This is a genomic window from Natronococcus jeotgali DSM 18795 (assembly GCF_000337695.1).
GTDB lineage: Archaea > Halobacteriota > Halobacteria > Halobacteriales > Natrialbaceae > Natronococcus > Natronococcus jeotgali.
Genome location: NZ_AOIA01000045.1, coordinates 1 through 15,542 on the forward strand (window position 1 = coordinate 1; position 15,542 = coordinate 15,542).

General features: G+C 54.3%; 15 protein-coding genes and 1 pseudogene. 7 read left to right on the forward strand and 9 right to left on the reverse strand.

From position 1 onward, the window contains the following. From C492_RS22150 to C492_RS06885, 3 genes and pseudogenes are all read right to left on the reverse strand, one after another. Positions 1-339 (reverse strand): annotated as a pseudogene (locus tag C492_RS22150) (IS1595 family transposase); the annotation flags it as partial. Between the two features lie 531 nt (positions 340-870). Further along, entirely contained in the window at positions 871-1,212 is a 342-nt protein-coding gene (locus tag C492_RS06880; RefSeq protein WP_049892799.1) for a DUF7344 domain-containing protein, read from the reverse strand. Positions 1,213-1,714: 502 nt separating this feature from the next. Then, on the reverse strand, positions 1,715-5,398 hold the full coding sequence (locus C492_RS06885; protein ID WP_008421718.1) for a GAF domain-containing protein: 3,684 nt from the start codon (positions 5,396-5,398) through the stop codon (positions 1,715-1,717). Positions 5,399-5,603: 205 nt separating this feature from the next. Here C492_RS06885 and C492_RS06890 point away from each other — a divergent pair, with 205 nt between their 5' ends. Further along, positions 5,604-5,885, forward strand: a complete 282-nt coding sequence (locus C492_RS06890) for a HalOD1 output domain-containing protein (protein WP_008421720.1) — start codon at positions 5,604-5,606, stop codon at positions 5,883-5,885. Positions 5,886-6,249: 364 nt separating this feature from the next. On the opposite strand, the gene C492_RS06895 is transcribed toward C492_RS06890, so the two are convergent. Then, positions 6,250-6,444, reverse strand: a complete 195-nt coding sequence (locus tag C492_RS06895) for a cold-shock protein (protein ID WP_008421723.1) — start codon at positions 6,442-6,444, stop codon at positions 6,250-6,252. Between the two features lie 174 nt (positions 6,445-6,618). On the opposite strand from C492_RS06895, the gene C492_RS06900 reads away from it, so the two are divergent. Both C492_RS06900 and C492_RS22155 read left to right on the forward strand, forming a co-directional pair. Next, the gene (locus C492_RS06900) at positions 6,619-7,134 is read left to right on the forward strand and encodes a hypothetical protein (protein ID WP_008421725.1); all 516 of its coding nucleotides are present in this window, start codon (positions 6,619-6,621) and stop codon (positions 7,132-7,134) included. A gap of 230 nt (positions 7,135-7,364) precedes the next feature. Then, positions 7,365-7,631, forward strand: a complete 267-nt coding sequence (locus C492_RS22155) for a HalOD1 output domain-containing protein (RefSeq protein WP_083898749.1) — start codon at positions 7,365-7,367, stop codon at positions 7,629-7,631. Positions 7,632-7,661: 30 nt separating this feature from the next. Here C492_RS22155 and C492_RS06905 read toward each other — a convergent pair whose 3' ends face one another. The 4 genes from C492_RS06905 to C492_RS22165 all read right to left on the reverse strand — a co-directional run bounded on the left by C492_RS06905 (position 7,662) and on the right by C492_RS22165 (position 10,046). Further along, on the reverse strand, positions 7,662-8,465 hold the full coding sequence (locus C492_RS06905; RefSeq protein ID WP_049892800.1) for a TrmB family transcriptional regulator: 804 nt from the start codon (positions 8,463-8,465) through the stop codon (positions 7,662-7,664). 11 nt (positions 8,466-8,476) lie between these two features. Continuing rightward, positions 8,477-8,722 (reverse strand): DUF7344 domain-containing protein, encoded by a 246-nt coding sequence (locus C492_RS26020; protein WP_449289496.1) that lies wholly within the window; start codon positions 8,720-8,722, stop codon positions 8,477-8,479. A 120-nt stretch (positions 8,723-8,842) separates the two neighbouring features. Continuing rightward, the gene (locus tag C492_RS06910; RefSeq protein ID WP_008421728.1) at positions 8,843-9,364 is read right to left on the reverse strand and encodes an Lrp/AsnC family transcriptional regulator; all 522 of its coding nucleotides are present in this window, start codon (positions 9,362-9,364) and stop codon (positions 8,843-8,845) included. 313 nt (positions 9,365-9,677) lie between these two features. Next, positions 9,678-10,046: a hypothetical protein gene (locus C492_RS22165; protein WP_239643389.1), complete on the reverse strand. Its 369-nt coding sequence runs from the start codon at positions 10,044-10,046 to the stop codon at positions 9,678-9,680. A 1,239-nt stretch (positions 10,047-11,285) separates the two neighbouring features. On the opposite strand from C492_RS22165, the gene C492_RS06920 reads away from it, so the two are divergent. The 3 genes from C492_RS06920 (at position 11,286) to C492_RS06925 (ending at position 14,329) form a co-directional block, all read left to right on the forward strand. After that, positions 11,286-13,049: a thermonuclease family protein gene (locus C492_RS06920; RefSeq protein WP_008421732.1), complete on the forward strand. Its 1,764-nt coding sequence runs from the start codon at positions 11,286-11,288 to the stop codon at positions 13,047-13,049. A 369-nt stretch (positions 13,050-13,418) separates the two neighbouring features. Next, entirely contained in the window at positions 13,419-13,550 is a 132-nt protein-coding gene (locus tag C492_RS25520) for a hypothetical protein (RefSeq protein WP_275040325.1), read from the forward strand. Between the two features lie 563 nt (positions 13,551-14,113). Further along, the gene (locus C492_RS06925) at positions 14,114-14,329 is read left to right on the forward strand and encodes a hypothetical protein (protein ID WP_008421735.1); all 216 of its coding nucleotides are present in this window, start codon (positions 14,114-14,116) and stop codon (positions 14,327-14,329) included. Between the two features lie 119 nt (positions 14,330-14,448). Here C492_RS06925 and C492_RS22175 read toward each other — a convergent pair whose 3' ends face one another. Continuing rightward, complete coding sequence (locus C492_RS22175; protein ID WP_083898752.1) at positions 14,449-14,691, reverse strand: HalOD1 output domain-containing protein; 243 nt, start codon at positions 14,689-14,691, stop codon at positions 14,449-14,451. Positions 14,692-14,779: 88 nt separating this feature from the next. On the opposite strand from C492_RS22175, the gene C492_RS22180 reads away from it, so the two are divergent. Beyond that, entirely contained in the window at positions 14,780-15,385 is a 606-nt protein-coding gene (locus C492_RS22180; RefSeq protein ID WP_152424810.1) for a universal stress protein, read from the forward strand. Positions 15,386-15,542 lie beyond the last annotated feature (157 nt).

Below are 15,542 nucleotides of genomic sequence, written 5' to 3' on the forward strand. Positions count from 1 at the left end.
TTTGTACGCTCGATCGAGCAGTGTCGCGATTTTCGAGATACTCAACAGTGTATCAGCATAGAGAATGAACGCGAGAAGCACCTCACCGCTGGAGAGGTGCTTCTCGTGAAAGGGCGTTCCATAGGTATAGACCGGCTTGAACCCACAGCTTCGGCAAATAATTCGGTCGGATGAAGGCCACGTTCGGATGCTTGGATCACCGCATTCTGGACAGGGAGTACGCTCCCAAAATTTCTTGAGTCGCCGCTCGATGCGGGCATCGAGCGGCTTTGTCTGCAATTCGATTACTCCAAGCCCAACGAGTTGTTGCAGCATCTTTCCGAAAGCTGGCTGAGACATATTCCACCAATATCAGCCACTATAGTGTAACTACGGGGCGTTCCGCAGCTCTACATAAGAGCGNTCTTTCCGAAAGCTGGCTGAGACATATTCCACCAATATCAGCCACTATAGTGTAACTACGGGGCGTTCCGCAGCTCTACATAAGAGCGTGTCTAATTAACCAACAGGACCCATCGTCTGTACCCGCTTGTTGGTTAAGAAGGCAATCTTGTGATCGATACCGGTCTGCTATGTACAGCATGCGAGTCTATCAGTGAGAAACCTTCCCCGTACTCACGGTAGATACGTGGCGAGAAAATTGATGATGCGGTCTAGCCATTCGTTTTTCTTGTTTTCTTCATCTGCGTCTCCGCTGTCGTCGGCCTTAGTCATACTCTCAGATGCGTCTGTCATCGGTACCCTGTATGTAACGCGCTCAGTACCGAGAGTACCTGCAACGACATCAGGAATGTAGTAATAGAAGAGGCCGGATACTACTCAAGCTTATTGGATACTTCCGAGACAATCAAATGGGAGTGACGCTGGGATTCAGAGCCAGTCATCGGGGAATTTATCAGCGTGATTCTCCATCAACTCTAACAACGGCCGAATATCCTCGAACTGGGGGCCCTTCCTGACGGTATTCGTCTCCCGGTCCCATTCGATGAATCTCGCATCCTCTAGTTTAGGAAGATGGGTGTGGCGCATGTTGATCATCAGTGATTCGAGATCTTCCGCTTCGTAGTTGACGTTGTCGGGGATCTGTGGATCGTGATCGTCCTGGGGGTTGTGTTCGAGCAGCGCGACAAGTACCCGTCGACGATACTTGTTTGCCAAGACATCTAGAAGGTGATCCATCGAAGGCGATGATAACGAGTCAGTTGCAGTCATGATTTGGATTCGCCGTTCTTGTGGTTCCCAGTTGTTCCAGCGGCCACTGTGCGAAGAGTCTCGGGGTCTGATGCGGCGACGCGTGTCGTGAGTTTATCAACTTCGATTGATGTCTCCTGCCCGAGAGGGGTGAGCAGAATGTGTCGGTTATGTGGGTTGCTTAGAAGGCTAACCATCTCGGAGGTCGATCCATCTTCGGTAGTAGAAGACTGGGCTGAACACGTATGGTCGCTTGAATCAGTTCCCTGTCTATCAAGAGTCATATCCCCCGTTTCTAGGTGTAGCGGGGAAAGGGACACTTCGAAGATGTGCGAACGTTGGGATGATTCGGTCGTATTATTGCGACACCGTCCACAGCGGACGAGTACTACTGACTACTCTATGCATTCGGTATATTGCCTGAAGCCTCATTTTGTGAGGGAGAGCATGAACTCACGAGCATGCAATGTGAGTTAGCTAATACGCAATAATCATATAGGAGGACACTCGAAAAAGTGGATCCTCATGCGTAATCGAATACCAGTTCGAAGATACTGCGCTCGGCACCCCGAAGGTGGTAGTTGAACGTCGACTGTGAGAGATCAAGCACGTCGGAGAGTTCTTTGCCAGTCTGCAGGCGGGGCGACTCGAAGAACCCACTTCGGTAGGCCAACTGGAGAACTTCCTGTTGACGGGGCGTCAGTTGGTCCTCGAACACGCCCTGAAGCGTATGTTTCATCTCGGGTGAGCGAGTGCGCGTCCGTCGGCCGAGGAGTTCGAGATCTGGGATCGTTTGCTGGACCTGTTCGACGAACCCACGGACGTCAGCCGATGTAGGGAGATCGATAACGGCCGTCGCGGTTCCCGCATCGATGGAAAGCGTACGAACCGCCGCGTTCTGGGCGAGGACATCTGCAGCGAGCACGGGATCGTCCAGCTTCGCTTTGAACATAGTACCCTCGTTACGGTCAGTGAGATGGTGCAGTTCCTCGATAGTGAGCGACTCCTCCCCGGCAGCTAAGAGCTTACTGGATTCGATATCGGTCGCGGTGAAGAACGCGATCATCTCACCGACCGATCCCGGCACAAGCCCCTCAAGCTCGATTGCACAGCCCGTTTCCCGAGCAAGGCGACACAGTGGGGTTTCTGCGGCCGCCGAGCGGAGCGTGAGTTCGATTACAGTATCCGTCCGTTGGGTTTCTGTGGTTTCGACAGTGTGAATCGCGTGTGCGATCGTCTGTCCGAGTTCCGCCAGTACCTCGGTATCACGCTCGTCGTACTGCGGTGTTCCGTCGTAGACTTTCAGAATTCCGTACACGAACTCATCGTACACAAGCGGGACACTGAGACACGAGCGCGCCCCCTGTTCCAGGGCGACCTCGCGCCACGAGGCAGCTCGCGCATCAGTTGCGATGTCATCAATAATCTGCGTTTCTCCGGTCTGAACCGCGGACGTGAAGGGATTCTTCTCAGTACCCGGTCTGTTGTCCTCGACCGAGAGATCGGCCAGCGAACTGCTGTCGATACCCGCCCATGCGCGCGGTTCGATCACGTCGACATCAGCATCGAAGTCACCAATCCAGGCGAACTCGAAGAGCGCAGATTCCGCGAGTCGGTCACAGACGGCCTTGTCGATCTCATCGACTGTCTCGGCCTGGACGAGCGCTTGGTCGATCTGCCGAATGAGTGTGTTGAGATTGTTGAGTCGCGTCAGTTCCGCGTTTTTCCGTTCCAGCTCCCGTTCGCCGGCGGCGCGGTCCCACGCGGTTTCGACGGTCGCGGCCACCGTCTCCACGAGATCGACCGTCAGCTCGTCACACGCCCCGGTTCGCGTCGACCCAGCACAGATCACGCCGTGTCTCCCGAGCGGCACAAGCACGCGGCTGCGCAGCGACAACTCCGAAGATGCACACCCGGGAGAATTGAGGTCGTTGTCAACGTCGATATCGCCGCCGATGAACGTCTGCCAGATTTGGTCGGGAAATTCGTCGGGGAGTTCGATCGCCTGTGGGTCTATCTCGGGACTTGTCTGGCGGATGTGCTCGTGGATATCTCCAGTCTGATTATCGTATCGCCAGAGAGCGATGTAGTCGGTGTCGAGTACCTCTTGTGTGATCGCGGGAACGTGATCGCGGATCTCTTGTACGTCGGCGTCGATTAGTTCCCGGGTCGCGTCGTTGAGGCGTTCGAGGGATTCGTTGGTCTGTGTCAGTGCTTGTCGCGACTGGTGGCGTTCGACGGCGATACCCGCGAGATAGGTGGCAAAGTCAGTCAATCGGTGTTCCCATTCGTTTGGAGTGCGTGGCTCGTCGAAACAGAGCATGAACGAGCCCACGGGCTCGCCGTCTCTATCCCGTATGGGTTCCGAATGCCCGGCGAGTACGTCGTTCACGATACAGATCTCACGCCACTCCTCCGACCACCTATCGTCGGTAGTGACGTCCTCACAGGAGACACCACCGCCGCGAAACACCGCTTCTCCGCATGTGCTGGTCATGAGGTCATTGACCGGTGCGTCTTCGAGTCCCTCTCCCCACGATGGCTGCAGATCTGGAGCGATGGGCCGCTGGAACGATTCGCGTTCGTTGCCCGTGAGCATGATGCTGGCCCGCACGCCTGAACCGAGCCGGCCGACAGCCACACATAGTTCGGTGAGACACTCCTCGAGCGATTCCCCTGCGGCGATCAGCTCCAACAGATCCGTTTGTACCGCCAGTAACTGCTCTCGCTGCTTGCGCTCGGTGATGTCGGTAGCTGTCCCGAACCATTCGATGATCTCGTCATCATCGTCTAGTATCGGTACAGCACTCGAGTGCGTCCAACCCCGGGTCTCATCGAGTTGGATCACTTGGTGCTCCAGCTCGAATGTACTCTTGGTCTCGATGGCCTCCTCAATAGTGTTCATGACCTGGGGCTGCTCGTCTGCTGGGATGTACTCCTCTAGCCATGTCTGTCGAGGTTCGTCCGTATCGGCAATGAATTCCTGACCATCGAGGTAATACATCTCGGTCCAGTCAGGATTCATCCGGTAGACAACGTCGGAGGTCGCCGTCACGAACGCATCGAGTCGTGCCTCACTCTCGCGGCGCGCTTGCTCGGCCTGTGCCCGCTGGACAGCGTCCCATGTGCGATCAGCCGTCTCCTTGACCATCCCGACCTCGGCATCCGTCCATTTCCGAGGCTCTGATTCTGTGACGGTGAAAAATGCTGCCAGTTCACCGTCTTTATAGAGCGGCACGCCAATCCAGGCGGTGATATCCGCCCTCACATACATCGTTCGTTCTTCGTTGCTCAGTTCTGAAATGTCACGGTAATCGTCGACCACGAGGGTTTCGCCCGCCTGAAATCCCTCAGTAATGTACGCACCGTAATCATTCAAGCGGTGTTCACCGGCAAACGAGGCCTCTCCGTCCCGGTAGTAGTCTGCATGAACGACATTCGTGTCGCCGTCGGCGAGCACCTCACCGTAGTAGGCGCGCTCGACGTCCAACCTCTTTCCGAGGACGTAGGCCGCCTCGTTCTGGACCTCAACGGGATCAATGAGCGGACGGATCGCGTCCGTCAGTTCGACGCGGAAGGTGTCCAGTGCGGCCTCCTTCTCGAGTTCTCGCTCGTGGTGCTTGCGCTCGGTGACGTCGACAACGAACTCCACGTATCCGACCTCGTCTACCTGCCGCGATTCGAACCGTCCCCACCAGCGCGAGCCGTCTGCGTGATAGTATTGCTTTTCGTAGGGGACACCGCTTCCCTTTTGCTCAACCTGTTCGATGTGTCGCTTCGAATCCCGATAGAACTCCTCGGGTGTGAGTTCCCGCCACGACGTGCCCAGTGCCTCCTCGTACTCGAAACCAGCCATCTCCAGAAAAGCGTCGTTCGCGTCGGTGATCGTCATGTCGTCTCCCCAGACGATAACGCCGACCATCGTCGAACCGAAGACGGGATGGGAACGCACCCGTTCTCGTCCCTCCGAGGATCCGCTTCCCGGCATGTCGCTCTCGGCAGGTTGCCACCACACGCGGCTGTTGGCGCCAACCTTCTTCGTCTGCAGAATTCCGTCGTCGACAAGCGTTTCGAGTCTATTGTAGATGGTCCGCTGGGTACAGTCGAATCCCTTGGCAACTTCCGGCGTCGTCACCGGTGTGCTGGGCGGGCCAAGCGTGTCGACCTTATTCAGCACCTCTTCCAGTTCTGGTGGGGCCGTCGTCATAGGTGAGTTTGATCAGGTACAGGCAAAAACGTTCTCTCGATAGAAACGATTATTTCGAATAACCAGGGTTAATCAGCTGCGGTCCTATTACAGAAAGCAGAAGAGTAATATTTCTTCCACACTTCCGCCAGGTTGCTACCCAAAGTTCGTATAGAGTGGATTCTGCGAGATCACAGGGCATGTGGCAATTAGAACGAGGAACGAGATGACCGACGAACACGACCCTCTGGACGGCGACGAACCGGTAGTTCAGACACGATATTCGTGCAATGAGAACGCGAGCGAGGCGGTCATTCGAGCACTTGCAGTAGCTGAGGGTGTCAAACCGACCGAACTTGATCTTCTGTATGAGTCCATTGATCCCGAAGCACTCAATGTCCTTCTCGGCGATCCAGTGATCAGTGATGAACTACCAACGATTATCAAGTTCAGCATATCAGACTATCGGGTCATCGTTAGTAGTAACGGCCGGATCACAATTCTATAGCTAGGAAATCGATCAGATGGCGCGTCAGGAGGCCGTTCTGAGGTTGCTTGTGTTTGTTTATTTACCCAAAATCATGCGTGTTAGTCCGGTTAAACTGTCTGTAGTCTCATCTTCTAAGAGCGCACAGAAGTTAAGACTGTGTCGTCCAATGCATATGGAGGTAGCATTTGTCTTATCGCATCATTTCAGCAGATCTACCTTGGAATAGCAGATACAGTGCGTGTCATAGAATTCAGCATATATATTTAGTATATCCAACATTGCATTTAAATTATAATACATACGAGAGCGACAGCTATCGGATTAGTGTCGGAAAAATGGAGTCAATCACTCGTCGCTGTGAGGCGACAGCTGAAACTCGGTATTAGTTGCGGACGACGTTGGTCGCACGCGGGCCCTTGGGGGCCTGTTCGATGTCGAAGTCAATATCCTGTCCTTCTTCGAGGTCCGGACCGCCAACGTCCTCCATGTGGAAGAAAACGTCCTCGTCCGCGTCCTCAGTCGAAATGAAACCGTAGCCGCCAGTGTCGTTGAAGAAATCAACCTTACCGTTTGCCATTGCTTCTAAAGGGAAGGCGGGGTGATGGATAAGGCTTCCGAAGGGAACAGTATCACGCTCCTACCAGTCTCAGTCCGAGGAGGTACAAGCTACTTTTGACAAAAAGATCCCTATGCCGCTGGTGCGCTGGGATCGGTGGAATCTTCATGTATTCGCACCCCTTCTTGTGACGGAGTGACTGATCTGATTACCGAATACGCCGACTACGACTCATTTGCCCGTGCTTGGCATTCAGATACCCTCGCTGACTACGATGTTTCTCTCGAAGAAGCCCGGAAACGGGGGCTTCTCAACGAACAGAGAACCCGTCAACTATGGCAATTATTGGGACTCCTTGGTACCGATGAGCTTTTCATTCAACTACCAGATTGGTTGGCCGACGAGAAGGTTGGTGTCACGGATAGAGCCACACCCACAATGTTCGTTGGACGCATCTCCAGAGAGACCGAGGATGCAATTCTCTTCAAAGAGTCCGCAGCGGCCCAGCCACTGATGGGACTCGCACACACGATCCATTCACTTGAAAAGGGACTTGAAAATACGGCGGCCGATACCGACCGCCACGAGCGGTCAGAAAAGCGTCTTCGAGACCACTACCAACAGTTTCGCAACCGAGATGACCTACCCACCCTCTCTGACGAGTGGCTTCCAAAAAGCCAACTTATAACGGCTGTTCAGCGGGGTGAGTAAACCAAACACCGGTGGCCTTTATCCGCAGACACTCTTGTGAAGCACATTGTGGGTGGAGAGCTGTCTGGTGATTTCAGCGCAACACGGAATCCTTCGAGCCCGAGCAAGTCACCGATCTAAGTGAGAATGGTGGCAGTAGTACAGTCATCACTCAACGCCAATTGCAGTCACCAACAATCTCCGTCACAAGAGCGTATGGAGTATGACATGGGCTCAATAACTCCGTGAGTATGGCCGTCATCCGGGCAGTGAGCGCTCTCAACGGCTGTGAACCGTGTTCGATGCGGCCCTTGACGGATGTTGTTGATCCCGATGCGCTGGATGCGCTGTTCGCGGAGCGGAACGATGAAAAACCTCGGCTTGGCGGACGTATTTCATTTGTGTACGAACACTGTCGCATCACCGTCGATAACGGTGAGTACCTGACCGTGCGGTCGTTGCGGATCCAGCCATGGCCCGCCGGTGATGGAGCTCCGGACGGTGCCGACGCACAGTGACAACCGGGCCGAGAAACCGGGTTCCCGAACTTACTGGCCAGGGTCGTGTGCGGTCACTAACCCTTGGGCCATGAGCCGCCGGGCGATCACGACGAGGCCGTTCCCGAACCCCTCACCGAAGATTGCCTGTTCCTCTTTGGATTCGGGCATGATCGAACTCACGAGAAACACCGACCGGTCGATCAGTACCAGCCGGCCGATCGCCGTATCGTTCTCGGCGGTGTCCTTGCCGTGGATCCACTCCAGGCCCGAAATAAACGTCGTGGCACTCGGGACGGCCGTCTGAATCTGATCTTCGAGTGATGGGGTGAGCGCTCCGATGACCAACTCAACGCCGTTACCGATACCATTCAGTGTGGTGACGAGGTCGTCGGTCAGCAGCAATTCGTCACCGACGACGAGTACGACCTCTTCGGACGCGTTTTCGATAAGGTCGTTTGTCCGGTTCTCGATCGCGGTGCGCCCGACCATCGACCACACCTGCTGAACGGGGGATTCGTCGTCCTCCTCCACGATATCGACCGTGTCGAGGGCGTCGTGTAGTCGCTCGACGCGATCCTCGTACTGGTCCCGGAGCGTCTCGGTCGCCTCGTCCAGTGGTACCGCCCGAAACTGCTGTGGATTGGAGTGTTGGATTTCGACCAGCCCTTGGGATTCGAGCACTCGAACCGCGTCGTAGACGCGCGTCCGAGGGACCTCGGTCAGCTCGCTGAGTTGCTTTGCCGTCCCGGTATTCAGACGGGAGAGGCCGACGAAACACCGCGCCTCGTATTCCTTCAACCCGAGTTGTTGTAGTAGCTCTATCGCCTGTTCGATGTTTTCTGAGTGTGCCATGTGTCTCAGCCTCACGGGACGCCCCGGGAACTGGCCAAAGAATCATTCCCGGAACGTATCGGTACGCAGTCGGTGCGCCAAGCGGCAACCCGAACGGCGAGGCGGTCGAAGGTGACTAGAGCTTCCTGCTCAGCTAAGTAGTTCAGGACGTACCGACGAACGGGATCCGCTAATGTACTGAAAGTATTGGTTACCGCATCGGTTGATTCGGCCATACCGTGGCAAAGACGTGGTGAAGAATAAGTCCTGTTACTCATATAATTGTTACATTTGGAAAATCCAATCTAAACCAGTTATTGGTGGATATATTGAAGACCTGTCGCGAATCGAAGGCCTATAGACGCGAATAGATTTGAAAATTTCAAACGATCTCCCGGCTATCCTTGATCGGTGACTGACCCGTCGTCGGTGTCGTCGTCTTGATCCGCGTCGGGGCCCGTCCGTGGATAGAAGTGATCCCATGACTGGATCTGCGTCTCGGAGATAATCTCGGAGCTGTTGATCGTCATGCCCAAGTCCGCCAGTTCGTTGCGGATCTCTTCGATTTCCCTGACCGTGCCGGTAACGACCTCGACGTGGACATTCCGTTCGCCCCCAAGCAAATCGCGGGTGGTCACCACACCGCGAACGTCGAGGATCTGATCAGTCAGCGAGTTCAGCTCATTTGGATTGACCGTGCAAACGAACATGACGTGGAGGGGGTAGCCCGCTTCCTCGTAGTTGATCTCGGGGTGGTAGCCCCGGATCACGCCCTTCCCTTCGAGTTTGTCGAGGCGATTCCGGACCGTCGTGGAGGTCACATCCACCTTCTCGGCGATCTCCGTATCGGTTTGGCGGGCGTTGAGTTGGAGTTGATGCAGGATGCTACGGTCCACGTCGTCGATTTGAATGCCGTCCATACCATGCTTTCGGAGGGCACGAATGAAAAGGTCGGGGCGGGCTCTTGCTCCCGCGCAGATCCTCGACCTGTGGATCGATGTACTCTGGCATTCTATCCGTAGCTTCGACTGCAAGGGATTTGGTTCTTTCTTCTCTGGCTGGATACGTGGTGATTCGCTACTTCCGGAGTACGGTTTTTCCGATCAAATCCCGTATCGATATGTAAGCGAAGAGTTCCTGGACAAGATAACTGCGGCCGAACTTTCAGCTTTGCGCCTCAATTCAGGTAACTTATCTCTCATGTTCGTGGAATCAAACTTGCCCATTAGTTGGTTAAATATTTTGGATCGACAGGTGCGATATACTCGTTCTTCCAGGAATTTCCCTCCCGCCACGCCAATAATAATATTTGTAGCCGGGCTTCGTCTCCTTGATCGTGATGTACGCGCCACTGGTGGCTACACCTTCATAATCAGTAGGATCGATCGAAATCCCGCGCTCTTCGAGGTCGGTTTGTTCGTCCTCACTGATCGAATCGCGTTTTCGAGTTTCAGTGGCTTCGCGCTCGCGTTCGGTGCGTTTCCAGCGGGCGAGCTGGTCAGCATATGCACTCACTTGGTCGAGGCGGTCGGGTGGTTGGCGTGCGAGTGGTTCGCGGAGGGTCTTCGGGAGATTTGGTGGCTCTGGTTTCTCTGTGGTCATCTCGATTTTGAGTTACCCCACGCCGCGTAGAAATATATACACTGTGGCAGGGNACCAGCGTTTGAGCTGCTCTCGTGTTTTATCCATCCTACCTGACCGAGAATAATGTTGCTTGAGAACTATTGTATGACACCCTCACTGTGGGGTAACATCCTTGCTTTTTGCCTAGGTAACCAGGGTGTCATAGAATACGTCTCACACCCGCTATTTGATGATTATAGCAGTCTCATTCTACGCTTCCACCAGCGTTTGAGCTGCTCTCGTGTTTTATCCATCCTACCTGACCGAGAATAATGTTGCTTGAGAACTATTGTATGACACCCTCTAGGTAACTATATCTGATCGGACACAAACTGTCGGATCATATGCGCCGACGGTGGGTCCTTGCTGGGTCAAGCGCCACTTTCGCTGGGATCGGGATGGCTGGGTGTCCCGAATCGGGCACTGACGAACGTGTGATCGAGGGACCGCAACTACTCGAGGTCGACGTCGCTGTCTCTTCTAGTGACAACTACGAGAAGAAGCCTCCTGATTCAAAAGTAGCAGTAGAAATAACGCAGAGTCGGTGATTGGACTTGTGCTGCCTCTCACAACGGGTGTGACTATGGCCTCGTGTATATCAACGGGGTTCTCATTACTGGATTAGCTGACGACTACGTGAAGTACCTCGGGGACAAGCCCCGAGGCTTCACCGTTTTGTCCATACCGTCCAGAATCGGACGGATGGACGCAGGCAAATTTAATTCCCCTCGACCTCCCCGAAATGGGTCGGCTGGAATTAACACCCGAACGTTCGGTACGTCCGTGAGGGTCGGTCGTTCCGCCATGATCCGACAACACCCGTCTCACCGCGTCAAGGACGCGGTTTTTGAGAGGTGTCGCATTCCTCGCAACTGCGCGCAGTTGCCTCGGATTAAGGTCTTTAACCCACGTCGCAACTGTACTCGTCAAGACGGTGGGATGAATCATCTAGCTTACGCGATTCACCCTCGGGGTCAAGTCATTCGAGAATCGAAGATTCTCGTGATCACGGAACTCTCCGAGTTCCGGACGACCCCGAGGCACTCTCACTGTATCTCTGTAGAACCCAGAGATGGCTCACGCGAGGCCGAAGCCAGACAGGATGGATAATTAAATTCAATCAGATACTTAGCAGGAAATTCGCTTGATGAGCGTTCATAGGACTATTTATTGACTAGTAGGAAATTTATTATGTAGTGATACCTTGAGTTTATTCGAATGCGCAGACGGAGTTTCCTGCAATCGGTTGCGGCGACACTCGGTATCGGGGCGACATCAAGTCAGGTCTACGCGGCGGCCTCAGAACTCGATTGTGGCGTCTGGTATGATGCTGAGATTACAAAGGTCACCGACGGCGACACGATCGACGTTCTGGTTGATGAGAACGATACAGAATACAACGTCCGGGTTCTGGGTCACGACACGCCTGAAAAATCGGGTAACACATACTACGAGAAGATCGAGGAGTGGGAGTTCATAGACGACGGAGAACACCTTGAGGAGTGGGGGAACAAGGCGACGGACTTCGCCGAAAAGGAGCTCCCTGTCGGGACGCAGTGTCAGGTCAGATTGGATTGTGAGTCCGAAGAAATCGACCAGTATGGACGTCTTCTCGCGAAGATCCGATACGATCGCGAGGGTAACGGCACCTACGACACCGTTTATAATAAGTTCGCGATTGAGGAGGGGTACGCCCGCGTCTACGCAGGAAGCATGAGCAATACGGACGAGTATCTCGCCGCACAGCGATTTGCCCGCGAAAACAGCCGGGGACTGTGGGCCGGTGTGAAAGACGAGCTCCCAGAGTGGCGTAACCGCGATGTCTCGACATCGATCCACCCGCACACCTCGAGTATCGTCACGACGGACGGCAAAGTCCCGCCCTCACGCGTGCCGATGTGGGCAGAGCCCGAAGCTGTGCAGGAGAACACGTCGAGTTACACCGTTGAGTACGACGACGGAAACCTTCCCCTCGTCGCTGTCGATCACCCGAAGCACGTCGCCTACTTCGGCGGCGTCACAATCAACGAAGCATGGGAGGAGGAGACCACTGATCTCGATCACTTCACGTTCGTCACGAACCTGATCAACGAACTCCATGACGACGCGAACCCATCAGGGCCGGTCCTCATCGATGGTGGGCACAAGACGTTCAATCAAGACAACGCAGTCTCTGCAGAGGACACCGCGTTCTATCAGCGGTACCTCGAAGGTGTTGGCATTGAGCTCCATAGCATCAACAACTACAGCAACGACACTGGGTATGCTCTATCCGAAGCAAGGGCACTTGTCGCCTCGTCGTGTCCGGAGGAGTGGACGGCTGACGAAATCGATGCTGTGCAGCAGTTCACCGAGAACGGCGGTGTCGTCCTTCTCATGGGGAGCGGGAGCGAAACCACTGCCGAGCGTGCAAATCTTGACGACCTCGCAGCCGGGATCGGGACCGACCTTCGGCTCAATATCGACGATGTACGCGACGACACGAACAACGTTGCCGACGACCGGAAACTGCTGGTCACTGAAAACCTGAATCGGGAAGAATTCGACCTCTGGACCGCCTATAACGGCGACTCGACAGTGGCGACAGATATCCTGGATGCGAGTCCGAGCGACGCCAACACAGCATCGACGCACACCTGGACCCTCGACGACGCATCTGATGACTTCGACGGAGAGGTCGACGCGATCGATGTCGCGTATCCACCGGGAACGAGCCTCGGCGGACTCACGAACGAAAACATCACGGTTTATTTAGACCGCGATGGGGATGGTACGACCGATGTGATCCGCGTCAATTCGGACGAATACAGCGGGTCATCAGCGACCTTCGTTCTCGATGGGCGGTACAACACTGATGTTGCCGGTGAAGTGACGCTAGTCATCGATGGCATCGAAAACCCCGATGCTGGCGAGCACGTCGCGACAGAAACGCTCACCGGCGACGATACCTATTCGGTCGACGCTGAGTACGTAGTCAAGTAAACGAATCCCACAGTAGGTTTCTTCGGCTTCGGCCGGGTTATCGAGAAACCGCCACAACGGGCCCCGGACGGCGCAGTCGGCTACCAGTACCGAACCGAACACGCCGTCCGCGGCGAAAAGAGTCCCCTCGAAGGACCCGGACGCAGAACCAGATACACCGTCGCTAGCCCAACAGGTCTACGCATACGAGGTCCAGGACGAAGACGACGACGAGATTCGCGAGTACTACCCTGATCGGCAGTACGACTACGCGAACGAACCCGAGAGCGTCTCAGCGAACGACCCCGTCTGGGAGGGACGATCTGCGCCGAGTGCGGGAACACGGAGCACTACTCTGACGACGACGATCTGCGCTCGAGCTCCTCGCGAATGCTGGCCGGCTACCATCTCATCGAGCGAGTTCGCGAGCTCAACAAGGAGATCGACGAGGCCGAATTCTGGGACGCGTATGCCGAGGCTGACTGTTCGATCCGCGAGGCCCTCGAGGCAGCGATAGTCTAGCTCAGACACCTGCTAGTGAAATCTCAAGCTGGCCTGTATCTCGAAGTGTTGTCGGTGATACTCATCTTAGGACTACTCACGAGGGGTTTGGCACCGAGCAATATTCACCCGTGGAGATTCCCTTTCTCGGAATCAGGATCTGTCTCCGGCAGTGAAAAGGGGTCAAACTCGGTACATCCACAGGACTTGCACCCGCTAGGTGATCCGATAGGCTGAACACCTCCATCTGAGAGTGTCTTTGCCGCATACTTCCTTCCACATTGGACACAGATAGCGATCCCCCTCTGTCCTTTAGGAGAATCTGTCATATCGTATAATTTGATTCCACACGAAAAAGAGATGTGTGAGTTCGATCAAAGTACACGGCGGATCATCTTTATCGTAACATTGTCTTTGATTAACTAGTTTCTGGGGTCTATAGCTATCCAGTCATATTTGACATCCAAATTCATGGTTAGCAACCTTCTGCATTCCACACCTGAGACACTCCGTTTTTGACAAGTCGCTTGGTAGTAGCTTCCTCAGTTGGTAGCTCTGGGGTTCGATTTCCCGGCTTGTCTTTTATGACTAAGGCCCCACATCGCGAACGGATCGAGATCGGCTTCAGTGCCGTTATCTTGCTTGCCACCTTCTATGTCGCCCCTGCGCTGGGAATGGACCTTCCGACAGAGGCGACTGGTGTGGCAATTCTGGCAGCGATGACGCTGTTTGGCGATGGTGCCGGTGACATCCTACGTGAGTTCACGGCCACGACCGAGATAGAGTCTGATATGGATTAGCACAAGAATCCATAGATTCGACTCACGTCCTATCTGGTAGCTGGTAGAAAGGCGCTGCTGAATACAAAGCGCGAATGTGGCACGAGCAGAGGGCCGATCAGGTGACTGTCGAAACCTCGTTATCGTTCTTGGAGATAGATTTCGTCCGGTTTCACGAGTACTTCGAACCCTTCGTACTCGAAGCGGACAGTTATATTGTTCCCGCTCTCAACGAGAGCGTCAAGCGCATCTGCATCTACTGTATGGTATAACGGAGGGAGTTCCTCGGGAGGGATATCCAGAACCGCTGCCACGGCTTCTACTACTTCTACCGTAGTGGATCCGTCTTTTCCAGTTCCACGAATCGGGAACTTCGGATTCATAATTAAAGTACGTTCTCCGTAGTAATAACTCAGAGTCTGACTCCTGTTCTATGAGAATCATCCGCATGGGTGGCTATTTTAGTTCTCAATGTTAGCAGTATTAATCTGTTTATTCGGACACTATAGAAAGCGACTTCTCGGTGGTGTTACCGAAGGCGTGATCTACCAAGGAGATCTTCCTGTCCTCGTTGTTCCGTCTTTTGACCAGCCAATTGAAACGGACATCGGCTACTCACGTCTTCTCTTCCCAACTGACGGAAGCAAAAACTCAGACATTGCGATAGAACACGTAATCGAGATTGCGAAACACTTCGACGCGGTCATTCACGTGGTGAATGTCGTTGATCTACAAGCAGCAGGTGGTGTATTCAACGCAGGCGGCCTCGAAAACACGTTTGTTAAACGACTCGAAACAGCTGGAAAGAATGTCCTCGATTCCGTCGAAGCTGAAATCACTGAAACGACTCCTGAATTAGATGTAGAGCCAGTAGTTGTCCATACGTCCTCATTCGAAGGGGTTGCCGCAGGCATCCGCGAATATGTCTCTGAACATGATTTCGATCTTATTGTCATGGGGTCACATGGACGGTCAAATATCAAACGCCAACTTATTGGAAGTGTTGCATCAACTGTGTTACGGACGGTCGATATTCCTGTCCTCGTAATCAAGCGGCCAGCTCAACAGGCCCAATAAGTCGACCGCCGGAACGCTCATAAGTGAACCAGCCTTGCAGAGTGGGTTTTCAAGGACGAATGCTGCGAAAATGAATTACCGATCAGGTGGGAGCCTGATACCGGTAACCAGGTGTAGATGGACAGTGCTGAGTGGCGGTGTCACGTTGGGCCGAACG

Coding starts and splice junctions, on each gene's coding strand:
- C492_RS06880 (WP_049892799.1), bottom strand. CDS start 1,212: ATGACTGCAACTGACTCGTTATCATCGCCTTCGATGGATCACCTTCTA.
- C492_RS06885 (WP_008421718.1), bottom strand. CDS start 5,398: ATGACGACGGCCCCACCAGAACTGGAAGAGGTGCTGAATAAGGTCGAC.
- C492_RS06890 (WP_008421720.1), top strand. CDS start 5,604: ATGACCGACGAACACGACCCTCTGGACGGCGACGAACCGGTAGTTCAG.
- C492_RS06895 (WP_008421723.1), bottom strand. CDS start 6,444: ATGGCAAACGGTAAGGTTGATTTCTTCAACGACACTGGCGGCTACGGT.
- C492_RS22155 (WP_083898749.1), top strand. CDS start 7,365: ATGGCCGTCATCCGGGCAGTGAGCGCTCTCAACGGCTGTGAACCGTGT.
- C492_RS06905 (WP_049892800.1), bottom strand. CDS start 8,465: ATGGCACACTCAGAAAACATCGAACAGGCGATAGAGCTACTACAACAA.
- C492_RS26020 (WP_449289496.1), bottom strand. CDS start 8,722: ATGAGTAACAGGACTTATTCTTCACCACGTCTTTGCCACGGTATGGCC.
- C492_RS06910 (WP_008421728.1), bottom strand. CDS start 9,364: ATGGACGGCATTCAAATCGACGACGTGGACCGTAGCATCCTGCATCAA.
- C492_RS22165 (WP_239643389.1), bottom strand. CDS start 10,046: ATGACCACAGAGAAACCAGAGCCACCAAATCTCCCGAAGACCCTCCGC.
- C492_RS06920 (WP_008421732.1), top strand. CDS start 11,286: ATGCGCAGACGGAGTTTCCTGCAATCGGTTGCGGCGACACTCGGTATC.
- C492_RS25520 (WP_275040325.1), top strand. CDS start 13,419: ATGCTGGCCGGCTACCATCTCATCGAGCGAGTTCGCGAGCTCAACAAG.
- C492_RS06925 (WP_008421735.1), top strand. CDS start 14,114: ATGACTAAGGCCCCACATCGCGAACGGATCGAGATCGGCTTCAGTGCC.
- C492_RS22175 (WP_083898752.1), bottom strand. CDS start 14,691: ATGAATCCGAAGTTCCCGATTCGTGGAACTGGAAAAGACGGATCCACT.
- C492_RS22180 (WP_152424810.1), top strand. CDS start 14,780: ATGTTAGCAGTATTAATCTGTTTATTCGGACACTATAGAAAGCGACTT.